This is a genomic window from Christiangramia sp. 3-2217-3z (assembly GCF_051195275.1).
GTDB classification, from domain to species: domain Bacteria; phylum Bacteroidota; class Bacteroidia; order Flavobacteriales; family Flavobacteriaceae; genus Christiangramia; species Christiangramia marina.
The window spans coordinates 111,663-124,936 of the sequence record NZ_JBNJLI010000001.1 but is presented as its reverse complement, the minus strand read 5'-3'; the positions used below and the strand labels follow the sequence as shown (position 1 = coordinate 124,936).

13 protein-coding genes are annotated in these 13,274 nt (G+C 38.5%); 6 read left to right on the top strand and 7 right to left on the bottom strand.

Annotated elements, in window-relative coordinates; all coding sequences use genetic code 11:
• Positions 1-100: 100 nt before the first annotated feature.
• Positions 101-739, top strand: a complete 639-nt coding sequence (locus ACSHZO_RS00590) for a response regulator (protein ID WP_298248062.1) — start codon at positions 101-103, stop codon at positions 737-739.
• Here the strand turns inward: ACSHZO_RS00590 and dnaG are convergent.
• From dnaG to ACSHZO_RS00570, 4 genes are all read right to left on the bottom strand, one after another.
• Positions 732-2,690, bottom strand: a complete 1,959-nt coding sequence (dnaG, locus tag ACSHZO_RS00585) for a DNA primase (protein ID WP_298248061.1) — start codon at positions 2,688-2,690, stop codon at positions 732-734. The genes ACSHZO_RS00590 and dnaG overlap by 8 nt on opposite strands.
• Before the next feature lie 114 nt (positions 2,691-2,804).
• Positions 2,805-3,833: a hypothetical protein gene (locus ACSHZO_RS00580; RefSeq protein ID WP_298248060.1), complete on the bottom strand. Its 1,029-nt coding sequence runs from the start codon at positions 3,831-3,833 to the stop codon at positions 2,805-2,807.
• 49 nt (positions 3,834-3,882) lie between these two features.
• Entirely contained in the window at positions 3,883-4,653 is a 771-nt protein-coding gene (locus ACSHZO_RS00575; RefSeq protein ID WP_298248059.1) for a hypothetical protein, read from the bottom strand.
• A complete protein-coding gene (locus tag ACSHZO_RS00570) occupies positions 4,640-5,203 on the bottom strand; it encodes an RNA polymerase sigma factor (protein WP_298248058.1) in 564 nt (187 codons plus the stop codon). The genes ACSHZO_RS00575 and ACSHZO_RS00570 overlap by 14 nt, the downstream gene beginning before the upstream one ends.
• A 119-nt stretch (positions 5,204-5,322) precedes the next feature.
• On the opposite strand from ACSHZO_RS00570, the gene rluF reads away from it, so the two are divergent.
• The 4 genes from rluF (at position 5,323) to ACSHZO_RS00550 (ending at position 8,101) form a co-directional block, all read left to right on the top strand.
• The gene (gene rluF, locus ACSHZO_RS00565; protein WP_298248057.1) at positions 5,323-6,114 is read left to right on the top strand and encodes a 23S rRNA pseudouridine(2604) synthase RluF; all 792 of its coding nucleotides are present in this window, start codon (positions 5,323-5,325) and stop codon (positions 6,112-6,114) included.
• Positions 6,115-6,216: 102 nt separating this feature from the next.
• Positions 6,217-6,639 carry a VOC family protein gene (locus tag ACSHZO_RS00560; RefSeq protein WP_298248056.1) on the top strand — a complete coding sequence of 141 codons (423 nt, stop codon included), beginning with the start codon at positions 6,217-6,219 and terminating at the stop codon, positions 6,637-6,639.
• 28 nt (positions 6,640-6,667) lie between these two features.
• The gene (locus ACSHZO_RS00555) at positions 6,668-7,687 is read left to right on the top strand and encodes an AI-2E family transporter (protein ID WP_298248055.1); all 1,020 of its coding nucleotides are present in this window, start codon (positions 6,668-6,670) and stop codon (positions 7,685-7,687) included.
• A gap of 15 nt (positions 7,688-7,702) precedes the next feature.
• Positions 7,703-8,101 carry a YkvA family protein gene (locus ACSHZO_RS00550; protein WP_298248054.1) on the top strand — a complete coding sequence of 133 codons (399 nt, stop codon included), beginning with the start codon at positions 7,703-7,705 and terminating at the stop codon, positions 8,099-8,101.
• A 15-nt stretch (positions 8,102-8,116) separates the two neighbouring features.
• On the opposite strand, the gene ACSHZO_RS00545 is transcribed toward ACSHZO_RS00550, so the two are convergent.
• From ACSHZO_RS00545 to argS, 3 genes are all read right to left on the bottom strand, one after another.
• Positions 8,117-9,004 carry a bifunctional 5,10-methylenetetrahydrofolate dehydrogenase/5,10-methenyltetrahydrofolate cyclohydrolase gene (locus ACSHZO_RS00545; RefSeq protein ID WP_298248053.1) on the bottom strand — a complete coding sequence of 296 codons (888 nt, stop codon included), beginning with the start codon at positions 9,002-9,004 and terminating at the stop codon, positions 8,117-8,119.
• A gap of 45 nt (positions 9,005-9,049) precedes the next feature.
• Positions 9,050-10,378, bottom strand: a complete 1,329-nt coding sequence (ffh, locus tag ACSHZO_RS00540; RefSeq protein ID WP_298248052.1) for a signal recognition particle protein — start codon at positions 10,376-10,378, stop codon at positions 9,050-9,052.
• Positions 10,379-10,600: 222 nt separating this feature from the next.
• Positions 10,601-12,730, bottom strand: coding sequence for an arginine--tRNA ligase (gene argS, locus ACSHZO_RS00535; protein ID WP_298248051.1), 2,130 nt, complete (start codon positions 12,728-12,730; stop codon positions 10,601-10,603).
• A gap of 112 nt (positions 12,731-12,842) precedes the next feature.
• On the opposite strand from argS, the gene ACSHZO_RS00530 reads away from it, so the two are divergent.
• The gene (locus tag ACSHZO_RS00530; protein WP_298248050.1) at positions 12,843-13,268 is read left to right on the top strand and encodes a hypothetical protein; all 426 of its coding nucleotides are present in this window, start codon (positions 12,843-12,845) and stop codon (positions 13,266-13,268) included.
• Positions 13,269-13,274 lie beyond the last annotated feature (6 nt).

The following is a 13,274-nucleotide window of genomic DNA, read 5'->3' as shown; positions in this document are numbered from 1 at the left end:
TGTGTAGCTGATTTCCCATATCAGGGGTCAAAGCAGTATTTTTAAGTTAAATAAACCAAACTCAACGAGTTACCCCCGGACTTGTTTTTAACTTAGAATCATGTATCGAGTATTAATTGCAGACCATCATCCAATAATTTTTGAAGGGATTAAATGCGTACTTCAGAACAATCCGGCACTACAAGTTACAGGCAGAGTAAGCAGTGGCACCCAATTGTTCAGTCATTTAGAAAAGAACGCTCCCGATGTTTTGATCGTGGAACTGGATCTTCCGCAAATCAACGGTATCAACGCCATTAGAAGGATCAAGCAGGAATTTCCTGAGGTAAAAACACTTATTTTTAGTTCACATCCAGAAGAAATGTATGCCTTGAGCGCCATTAAAGCTGGAGCCGCAGGTTATATTTCCAAACACACAGATAGTGAGACTCTGGAGAAGGCAATTTACCAGGTTGCAAGAGGTGGAATCTACTTAAACCGCAAGATCACGGAGAAACTAAATTCCGGTATCACGAGAGGTAAGAGTTTGATTACAAAATTCAAGAAGCTTTCTACTCGCGAAACTGAAGTATTAAATCTGCTTTCTTCCGGAAAAAGAAATAAGGATATTGCTGAAGCGCTTGACATTAACGAAAAGACAGTAAGCACCTATAAAACAAGGCTGCTGAAAAAACTAAAAGTAGATAATGTTGCAGATCTTATTACGCAATCCAGATTATTACAACTAAACACTACATAACCCTTCCCAGACGGTCTGAAAGAATTGTGCTCAAACTGGTATAGCTCATGATCTCCTGGATCTTTTCTGTACGTTCTTCTTCTGAAGATACTTCACGTATTTCTTCCATAAGTTCGTTGATCTTACGACCAACCAGAAATCTACGTAATGACAATATAGTCTGGGTTACGAATTGTGCAACTCCCTGAGTTTTACTTTTTACAGGAATATCATGTCGTTCCCAGTCATGAAGTTCATACTGCTCATCTTCCATTAAGATATCGGTAAGTTCAACAGCCTGAGATTTCTCAAGGTCATTGATGATCATTTCCACTCCAAACTCATCTTCAGAATTTAGTCTCTCTATAAGAAGTGAAAATAATTCCCTAAAGTCCTTATTGGTAAATTCAATTTCGTCATCCTGAAGATCCAGATAGATTTTTTCAAATACCTTCGCTTCCTGCACTTCAGATTCATACACCGGCTCACCCTGATCATTATGTTTTAGAATAACATCATGAAATTCACCTTCCTGCCTTCCGTAGAGAACAAGCAGACTAATGATCTTTCTTTCCAGAATATAAAGCTGATCTACTTTCTTGACTGGAGCAGCTTCTTCATTTCGAACAACCTGCATGGGTTTTTTCTCGGCCCTCGCCGGAGTTTTGCCGTCTTTTTTTTCTAATTGAGCTAAGGTTGCATACAGAACATCTTCAGAAATATCCATAATCCGCGAGCATTCCTGTAAGTAAACTTCCTTCTGGATATTATCAGGAATCTTCGCTATACTCTGTACCATATCCCGAATAAGATCTGCCTTCTTTACAGGATCATTTTTGGCTTCATCCATAAGCAGGGATGCCTTATAAGTAATGAAGTCATAAGAGTTTCCCTTTAGAAACTCCTCCAGCTCTGCTTCAGAATTCGAGCGGGCAAAACTATCCGGATCCTCACCCTCTGGGAACGGACAAACTTTCACGTTCATGCCCTGCTCGAGAATTAGATCAATCCCTCGCATAGACGCCCTGGTTCCTGCAGCATCGCCATCGAACAAGACCGTTATATTTTTGGTCAACCTGTTGATCAACCTGATCTGTTCTGAAGTTAGAGCAGTTCCGGAAGACGATACCGTATTTTCTATCCCACTTTGATGGAATTGTATGACATCGGTATACCCTTCAACGAGGTAACAATTATCTTCTTTGGCAATAGACTGCTTGGCGTGATAGATCCCGTAGAGTACTTTACTCTTATGGTAAATATCACTTTCCGGAGAATTGAGGTATTTAGCTGCTTTTTTCGAATTCCCGAGGATTCTCCCTCCAAACCCAAGAACCCGTCCAGACATTGATTGAATTGGAAACATGACTCTTCCTTTGAAACGGTCAAATGTCTTTTCATCCTTAACAATGCTAAGACCCGTTTTTTCCAGGAATTCCAGTTTGTAGCCATCACCGAGTGCATTTTTCGTGAAAGCATCCCATTCATCTGGAGAATATCCCAGATCGAACTTTTTAATAGTTTCAGAAGTAAAGCCACGTTCTTTAAAGTAGCTTAAACCTATTGCCTGACCTTCATCGGTCTTATGCATTTGAGTCTGAAAATATTTACTGGCATATTCTGAAACCAGGTACATACTTTCGCGTTCATCGGCCTGCTCCTTCTGCTCGTCTGTCTGCTGCGTCTCCTCTATTTCAATTCCGTATTTTTTCGCGAGATATTTGATCGCTTCAGGGTAATTGAAGTGTTCGTGCTCCATCAAAAAAGCAACGACATTACCTCCTTTTCCACTACTAAAATCTTTCCAGATCTGTTTCACCGGGGAGACCATAAAACTTGGAGAACGTTCATCTGTAAAAGGACTAAGCCCTTTTAGATTACTACCAGACTTCTTTAATTGTACAAAATCCCCAATCACCTCCTCTACACGGGCGGTTTCAAACACATTATCTATGGTAGTTCTGGAGATCAAATTTTCACAACTATTTAATGGAAAAATACAAAATGAAAAGGCTTCAAAAAAGAAAGGGCTTTAAAAATGATTACTCAAATTTAAAGCCCCGCAAAACTAAACTATATTGGCTAATTAATCAAGGTCGAAACGAATTCCAAGAGATACATTATTCAACTCTGGGTTTGGATCTTCAAAGATCGGGTTTAGATCATATTTTGCGTAGAGCGAGGTATTTCCCCATCCTACATATGCACTCAGTCCATATATAAAATCGTTCGTGTTATAATCAGATTTCAATTTTTCTTTGGTTCTGTCACCATCCTCTTTATATTTCAGTTTCTGTCTTTCACCTAAGCTGAAACCGGTATATCCACCAAGACCAACTTTGAACTTTTTATAAGTTGAAAATGTATAATCCCCTTCATTTTCAATTTTCTTTGAAGGTCCGAATTCAAAATGCACCGGGATGACCAGGTTATCCATTCTAAATTTTGACTTGTTCAGGTCATACTCAAACTCCTGTAATTCTGTAATTCCATTATTGTCAACCAGAAATCTATTATCTGTAGGTTTGAGTCCGTTGAACTGAAATGAAATTCCGTATTTAAGTCTTAACCAGTTAGATTCCTCGAAAACTCTGGTTCTCCACACCCAACCAATTTCGAAAAACCGACTCCCGCCAATTTTAAAATCTGAATCATTGAGCGACTGCCCATCTTGTAAAGCATTGTTGAATCCTGCAGCTACCATTAAAGTAGAAGTTGTACGCTTGTCCTCGTAATCGGGATCTTCTTTGTCGTCCTCATCTTTCCAGGAGAAAACGAATGTTTTGTCACTTTCAACTTTAGATTCCTCGTTTCTTTCCAGAAGTGCGATTTTATTATCAAGGATAGCCAAGCGATTTTCGATATTCAGCGCATGATTTTTAGCGGCTTCCTCTTTTAGCTCATCAGCTTCCTGCATGGAAATTTCTTCGTTATCCCGCCGCTCATTGATAGCTTCTACTTCTGCCTTTAGTTCGTCCTTCTCCTGTTTGATAATGTTTTCGCGCTGTTTCTTTAGAACTTCGATCTTGTTCCCATTTGTGATTTCGACAGTTTGAGCGTCACATGGACTAAAACTGAGAATACATAATGCGAATGTAATTAGTAATGATTTCATGATGTTTGGTATTTAGTTATTGATTGATGAACGACCCTGATAGGGAAAATTATTTTTCTTCTGAATGATCAAGTTTATTGGACACCGCCACCGCAGCTTTCTGGTAACCTGTTTTAACGATCTCAAAAACTTTCTCTTTAAATGATTCGTATACTTCAGCTTCAACATCGGCCAGTAAAGCGTCTGCCGAAATTTCACTCGACTTCTGCACATTTTCATATTCTATAGTTGCAATGGCTTTATTGAGCAGTGCTTCCACTTCAGTATCGCTTACCTCTCCGTTTTGAGATTCTAGCCTGGAAACCTCAGCCAATACTTTATTCATCTCTTCGGAAATTTTTAATTCCTGCAAACTAGCTGGTTTTGCAGTTTTTATAGGCTCTCTGTTAATCATTTCCTCTACTTCAACTAATGCGATCTGCTCTTTTTTGTTTGATGTAGTTCTTATATCTTCGGAAGCTGTTTTCTGTACATACTTCGGTTTTGACTCCGGCTGAGCCTGGGATTCTTCAGTTTTTTCCTGTTCTGCTAATCGCACCGGACTCTCAAATTCATCAATTGCATTTTCAGAAGGCTTCTGGATTTCCGGAGTATTCACTATAGTATTTTCGACACTTCTATTCATATTCAGGTAGATGATTCCGCAGAGTGCAAGCACAAAAATTGCAGCTATTGAGGATATCCACCATTTATTATTCTTTCCCGAGCTTTCCTTTTCATCTAACTGTTCACTAAGTTTATCCCAACTTCCAGCTGATGGACTAATCTCCCGGCTATCCAGTTTTTCCCTGATATGTTCTTCAAATTTAATTGGCGCCATAACTAGATGTATTATTAGATTTAATTTTTTGCTGAAGCATCTTTCGAGCCTTAAACAGCTGGGATTTTGAGGTCCCTTCGGTTATCGCAAGCATCTTAGCAATTTCACTATGCTTGTAACCTTCTACCGCATACAATACAAAAACCGCTTTATAACCTTCAGGCAAACTATCTATAAGCGATTGTATATCTGCCACGTCCATTTCAGAATTTATATTATTTGCCACTTCATGACCAAATTCGTCATCTTCCTGAAATTGTAGTTCTTTGAACTGCCTTAAAAAGCTAATGCTTTCTCTCACCATGATCTTTCGAATCCAACCTTCAAAACTACCTACATCTTTAAAGGTATCCAGATGAGTGAACACTTTCATAAAACCCTTCAACATGGTATCCTCGGCATGTTGCAGATCTTTTATATACTGCCGGCAAACACTTAGCATCTTTGGAGCGTGCTTTTCATAGATCTGCTTCTGGGCATCCCTGTTTCCTGCACTCGCTCTTTTGATGAGAGAGGATTCGTTTTTAAAAAGCTGTATTACTTTTACCATTTTTAAAAGGCCTTCTATTTATATAGACGAGAGAAAGTTACGAAAGGTTGCCTGAGGTTTTAAAAATTTTATTTTTTTTCAAATTCCGACGTACCGATTGTATCTACTATCTTTGTGACATGGCAGAAGAAGTTCGAATTAATAAGTATTTGAGTCAGTTAGGATATTGTTCCCGTAGAGAGGCAGACAAATTAATTGACCAGGGTCGCATCACGATAAATGACGTAGTTCCAGAGATGGGAACTAAAGTAAAACCGGGAGATGTGGTTAAAGTGAATGGAGAACCAGTATCCAAAGCCGAACTAAAAGAACCTAATGTCTACATCGCTTTTAATAAACCTGTTGGTATCGTTTGCACTACAGATACACGGGTTGAGAAAGATAACATTGTTGATTACATCAATTATCCAAAGCGGATTTTCCCTATCGGGCGTTTAGATAAACCTAGTGAGGGTCTAATCTTTCTTACCAACGACGGAGATATTGTGAATAAGATCCTGCGGGCACGAAACAATCACGAAAAAGAATATGTAGTTTCCGTCAACAAACCGGTTACATCAGATTTTATACAGAAAATGTCTTCAGGAATACCTATTCTGGATACAGTAACTCGTGAATGCGAAGTGGAAAAACTTGGCAAACATACTTTTAAGATCATTCTTACTCAAGGCTTAAACCGACAGATTCGTAGAATGTGTGAATATTTAGACTATGAAGTGACCTCTTTAAAAAGGGTACGCATCATGAACGTTTCCCTGGATATTCCGGTAGGTGAATGGCGTCATCTTACGAGGGAAGAGCTTGACACTATTAATGGACTCACCGGCGAATCTACCAAAACCGAAGAGGGCTCTGTACTTGACGATAGTCAAACCGGGAAGAAAAAGCGTCCCAGAATCTCCAAATCTTAACACAGAATTAGGCTGGTTATTGTACTAATATTGGTAGTTCTTTTTACATTTAGAGGATGAACCTTATGCGTTCATGATTTTGAACCAACCAATTTTAATTTTATGAAAGTACAGCCATTTCATTTAGCGATCCCAGTATCTGATCTGGAGTCCTGTAGAAAATTTTACAAAGAAACTTTAGGTTGTGGCGAAGGCCGTAGTAGTGATCACTGGGTGGATTTCAATTTTTTTGGACACCAACTGGTAATACATTATCAGGACCCACAAGAAAGCGCCAGTTCGACTTCCAATCCTGTAGATGGAAAGGATGTTCCAGTTCCTCACTTTGGGGTAGTATTGCAATGGGATGTATTTCATGAGTTTGCCGGCCTCCTAAAACGAAAACATATCGATTTTATTATCGAGCCTTATATCAGGTTTGAGGGAAAACCGGGCGAACAAGCTACCATGTTCTTTAAAGATCCCTGCGGAAATGCATTGGAGTTCAAAGCCTTTAAAGACATGAGTAAATTATTCGCGAGTTAATAACCTTTATTCATCACCAACCAACCAAATGGATAAACTGAAACCGTCACTTGTACGGCAAATTTTTGTATTACTATTAATACTGTTCCTTTCGGTATTGATCTTTAGGGAGGTAATTCCTTACCTCTCTGGAGTTCTGGGTGCGGTAACACTTTATGTTATCATGAAGGGTTGGCAAAAAAAACTGGTAAACCGAGGATGGAAACCAGCCTTGGCAGCTACGCTGTTAATGACCGGAAGTATTATTGGCATCCTGATTCCAGTCACACTAATTGCAATTATGCTTACCAGTAAAATAGGAAAAGCCGTTGCAAATTCTGAAAGGGTGCTTAGCGCTTTAAAAGACCAGCTGAATATAGCCGAAGAGTATATAGGTTATAATATAAGCGAGAGTATTGACACTTCTGCAATTACAGGATGGCTGTCGAACAACTTACAGAACCTCGCCGGTGGAACATTTGATGCCTTTATTGCGATCGGGATCATGTATTTCATGCTGTACTACATGCTTATGAATCAGAAGTCAATGAGACATTCCCTAATCGAATATATCCCGTTAGGAAAGGATAATATTCGGGTGATTGGCGACGAAAGTGATCAATTGGTTAGAAGTAACGCTTTGGGAATTCCACTGGTAGCCATCGTACAGGGTGTAATAGCACTTATAGGTTACTTGATATTTGGGGTTCCAGATCCTTTTTTCTGGTTTGTGATTACTGCAATTGGCTCGATGATTCCATTTATAGGAACAGCTATAGGAGTCCTACCCGCGGTCATTCTATTATTCGCGCAGGGAAACGACTTCCAGGCAATAGCTCTGTTAATTTACGGACTAGTAGTTGTAGGCTCAACTGATAATATTATACGACTTTATGTACTTGAAAAACTGGCAAGTGTTCATCCATTGATCACACTTTTCGGGGTGATCGTGGGAGTACCGCTATTTGGATTTATAGGATTGATATTTGGACCATTACTGGTATCCTTGTTTTTATTAATTCTGAAGATCTACAAGAAAGAGTATGGGAATGCTCACCACCGATTATAACTAAAAGAAAAAACTATGTTTGGAAACCTAAAGAAAAAAATAGACGAAGATTACTTTAAAACTGAAGTAACAAAGATCGACGACAATGATGTAAGCATCGCTATGGATAGCCAGGATAAAGTTGATGATAAGATCAACAATTCGGGGTTATTACAGAAATATAGCGAGCTAGCGAAGTTAATGTATGGGATGCTAAAAGACTATAGAATAGGTGTTTACAACAAGGTGCCTTGGTTCACAATTGCTACTGTCGCATTCTCTTTTCTTTATATTTTGAATCCACTTGATATTATACCCGACTTTATTCCAGGTCTGGGATATATTGATGATATGGCAATCTTTACTTTTGGATTGAGATTTATAGAATCTGATCTTCATAATTATCTCGACTGGAAAATTGAGAAGGAACCTTAAAAAAAAAGAGGGAATTTAATTCCCTCTTTTTTTATGTCGTTCCCTTGCAAGAAGTGTATTTTTAAGTAACATTGAAACCGTCATAGGCCCTACTCCACCAGGAACCGGTGTGATATATGAAGCTCTTTTGCTCACGTTTTCAAAATCTACATCTCCCTTGATGACATAACCTTTTTCAGTATTATCATCTGGTACTCTGGTAATTCCAACATCAATAATAACAGCATCGTCTTTGATCATTTCAGCCTTAAGAAAATCTGGAATTCCTACTGCGATGATAACGATATCTGCCTGAGACGTTACCTGCGTAATATTCTTTGTAAACTCATGAGTTAAGGTTACCGTGGAATTACCGGGAAAACCACTACGACCCATAAGGATACTCATAGGTCTGCCTACGATATAACTTCTTCCTATCACCACTGTATGCTTCCCTTTTGTAGGAATATCATAGCGCTCAAGAAGTTCCAGTATTCCAAATGGTGTTGCAGGAATGAAGGTGGTCATATCCAGTGCCATTTTTCCGAAGTTCGTAGGGTGAAATCCATCTACGTCTTTATCTGGATCAACTGCATTCAATACCTTTTGAGTGTCAATTTGTGGTGGCAAAGGAAGCTGAACTATGAATCCATCAATATCATCATTCTCGTTCAATTCCTGGATCTTGTCCAGCAGCTCGATCTCGCTTACAGTATGTGGCATTCTGTAAAGTGAGGATTGAAATCCTACTCTTTCACAGGCCTTTACTTTACTGTTCACATATGTTAAACTTGCTCCATCCTTACCCACAATTATTGCAGCAAGGTGCGGCACTTTTTCCCCGCGATCTTTAATTTTGGTAACTTCAGCAGCAATCTCATCTTTGATGTCATTACTAAGCTTCTTACCGTCGAGAATTGTCATTAATTGTTGTGTGTTAGTTGTTGTTGTGTTTTGATATTATACAGACTATTGCATCCCCTTCATCATCTGCATCATTTTACGACCACCACCGCCTTGCATCATCTTCATCATTTTACCCATCTGGTTGAATTGTTTCAAGAGTTGGTTTACTTCCTGAACCGTAGTACCAGAACCTTTAGCGATTCTTTTCTTTCTACTGGCATTTATAACCTTAGGCTCGCTTCTTTCTTCCGGGGTCATAGAATGAATAATTGCTTCAATACCTTTAAAGGCATCATCATCAATATCCACATCTTTCAGCATTTTACCTGCTCCCGGGATCATACCCATAAGATCTTTCATAGATCCCATTTTCTTGATCTGCTGAAGCTGATTTAGAAAATCATCAAATCCGAATTTATTTTTAGCAATCTTCTTCTGAAGTTTTCTAGCCTCCTCTTCATCATACTGCTCCTGCGCTCTTTCAACAAGTGAGACAACATCCCCCATTCCAAGGATCCTGTCCGCCATACGCGAAGGATAGAAGATATCGATCGCATCCATTTTTTCACCGGTACCGATGAATTTAATAGGTTTGTTTACTACAGATTTAATTGAGATTGCAGCACCACCACGAGTATCACCATCCAACTTTGTAAGGATAACCCCGTCGAAATTCAATCTTTCGTTGAAGGTTTTCGCAGTATTCACTGCATCCTGACCAGTCATGGAATCTACTACGAAAAGAGTTTCCTGTGGTTGGATCGCCTGGTGAATATTTGAGATCTCGGTCATCATCGCCTCATCAACAGCAAGTCTACCAGCGGTATCAATAATTACCACATTATGGCCGTTCTTTTTAGCGTAAGCAATAGCATCTTTAGAAATCGCAACAGGATCCTGATTGCCTTCATCAGAATAAACCTCAACACCAACCTGTTCTCCAACAACATGAAGCTGATTGATCGCTGCCGGACGATAAATATCACAGGCAACCAAAAGAGGTTTTTTAGTTTTCTTATTCTTTAAGAAATTTGCCAATTTTCCAGAAAAAGTGGTTTTACCACTACCCTGCAATCCAGACATTAGAATAACCGTAGGATCTCCTGATAGATTAACTCCTTCAGCTTCTCCACCCATCAATTGCGTCAACTCGTCTTTTACGAGTTTCACCATCAATTGTCCAGGCTTCAGCGTGGTTAAAACATCCTGTCCAAGAGCTCTTTCTTTTACCGTATTGGTAAATTCTTTAGCAATCTTATAGTTGACATCGGCATCTACCAAAGCACGACGAACCTCTTTAAGGCTTTCCGCAACGTTTATTTCTGTAATCTGCCCATGTCCTTTTAAGACGTGAAAGGCACTATCTAACTTATCGCTTAAATTATCAAACATAATCTTTCCTGTGATTTTATTCTATTGCTGCTATACAGCGAATTGCAAATTTAATGATTTGAAGCTGAAGTATAAAGTCCATCTTCTAAAATTCATCCTTTGACTTTGCTCAGGATGAAAATCCTATTTTATAAAAGAATGAAACGAATTTCATTTTAGATGCTGAATCAAGTACAGCATGACGAATTTCGGAACCTGTCATTCCAAAATCGTACCTCCTTATTACATTCTCTCCGGAACCTCGATCCCAAGTAATTTGAAAGCCGATTTTATGACATTGGCTACTAAACCGGATAATTGCACTCTGAAAATTTTCTCTTCCTCATTTTCTATTCCCAATATCTGAACATTCTGATAGAAGGAATTAAAAAATTTTACGAGTTCGTAAGTATAATTGGCGATTAAAGCCGGTGAGTGATTTTCTGCTGCCAATGCAATGGTTTCCGGAAATAATTGAACCTGCTTGATCAGTTCCTTTTCTTTTTCATGGAAACTAAAACTTTTCGATAGTTCTGCAGAAGTATCAAAATCTGCTTTTCTTAATATCGACTGGATCCTTGCGTAGGTATACTGAATAAATGGTCCTGTGTTCCCCTGGAAATCTACAGATTCTTCAGGGTTGAACAGGATTCGTTTTCTTGGATCGACCTTAAGGATATAGTATTTTAAAGCTCCAAGCCCGATAATTCTATAAAGTTCTTCTTTCTCAGTATCAGAATACCCATCTAGTTTTCCTAATTCTTCAGAAATATTTCTGGCAGTTTCAGCCATTTCCCTGATCAGGTCATCGGCATCTACAACCGTTCCTTCACGAGATTTCATTTTTCCGGAAGGAAGGTCCACCATCCCATAACTTAAGTGGTAAAGGGATTCTGCCCAATCACAGCCAAGCTTTTTCAGAATAAGGAAAAGCACTTTAAAGTGATATTCCTGCTCGTTCCCAACGGTATAAACCATCTGGTTAATATCAAAATCTGCAAATCTCTGGATTGCAGTTCCAATATCCTGAGTCATATAAACCGCAGTACCGTCACTTCTTAGAACGATCTTTTCGTCCAGACCTTCATCACTTAGATCTATCCAGACACTTCCATCTTCTTTTTTAAAGAAAACACCATCCTCAAGACCTTTCTGCACATTATCCTTACCTAAAAGATAAGTTTCACTTTCATAATAATTTTTATCAAAATCAACTCCAAGGGCATTATAGGTTTTATCAAAACCATCATAAACCCACTGGTTCATGGTAGACCATAATTTTACCACTTCAGGATCGTTCGCCTCCCATTTTCTAAGCATTTCCTGGGCTTCCCGCAAAATCGGAACATTAGCTATAATTTGAGGCTCTGACTCAACTTCTTTAAGGAGATAAGGTCTTAATTCTTCAATTTTTGAACTAATAATATTATCATCTTCTGACAATACCATATCTGTACTTAGAAACTGATTATTTCGTAAAAATGAAAAGAACTTAACCTTTTGTTCTAGAATCACTTTATCTTTCTCAATATTAGAGTTCAATATAAAGTCACTCCTAAAAAACACTTTTTTTTCTACATAAGATTTATCAATAGAAGTCGTTTCAATAATATAATTCCTCAAAGCTTTTTCATACCATTTCTCAACGGTTTTCAATAACGGCTCGTCTTTTTCATTCAAATCTAACCATTGACCGCTGGAGGCATTTTCCACCCTTTCAATTAATTCATTTTCGGCTACTTTAGATAATTCCTTCTTATATTTCTGGTCAAACTTCACGTAGTAATTTCCAACCAGCTTATCACCTTTCAATCCGGTAGATTCAGGAGTTTCACCATTTCCAAATTTCTGCCATGCCACCATGGACTTACAAATATGTATTCCACGGTCATTGATCACCTGTACTTTGTGGACAGTATTTCCCGCAGCCTTCAAGATTTCGGCTACAGAAAAACCTAAAAGATTATTTCGAATATGACCAAGATGTAAGGGTTTGTTGGTGTTCGGGGAACTATATTCAATCATGATCCCACTGGCATCACTTTGGGGCAACAACACTCCAAAATCTGATCGATCTTTGATTTGATTAAAAAAATTAATATAGTAAGCATCGCTTATTACGATATTAAGAAATCCTTTTACTACATTATAATCTGCTACTTCAGTTACCTCTTCTTTTAAATAGCTACCAATGTTTTCTGCCAGTTGAGCCGGATTGGTCTTGATTTGTTTCAGCATTGGGAATACAACTAAAGTGATGTCTCCTTCAAAATCCTTGCGTGTTGGCTGGAACTCAATGGTTGGAGCTTCCACCTCGTAATGTTTGGTAACTGCTTCATTAACTTTTGCTGCAAGAATTTGTTCTATGGTCATTTTCAACGCTTTTATGCCTGTTTTGTATTCTATTAAGTGCGCAAAGATAAAAAGAATTGAAGTTCCGGTCGCCAGCCTTTTAACGCAAATCCTTATATTTAGGAAAAAAGAAATGCTAATTAATATCTCTTACAATCGTCCTGCGATCTCAGAAAAGATTAGTGCTGAAGTAGGAAAACCATTTACGCTAATGGAACGGGTCAAACTTCGTGGCTCAGGTTCTCCAAAATTACAGATAACTTCCTCAAGTATAGAAATCTACAACCTGCTCATTTTAGATAATAATGCCAATGTTTGCAATGTTGAAATGAGAGGCAACGGGATTATCGTAATGTTTAGATCACTACTTGAAACTTACGCTCTCGTGATTCCTTATTACAAATTAAATCTATATAAAGGAAAAGCTGAAGAATATAGTATTTACAGGGATCATCATTTCATCAAGGTCAAGGCAGACAAGCCCGGTATTCATAAGTTCTTCCAGAAAATTATCAACTACAAGACCGACAATGCTCCTACGCAGATCGATGACTTATAAATGTGT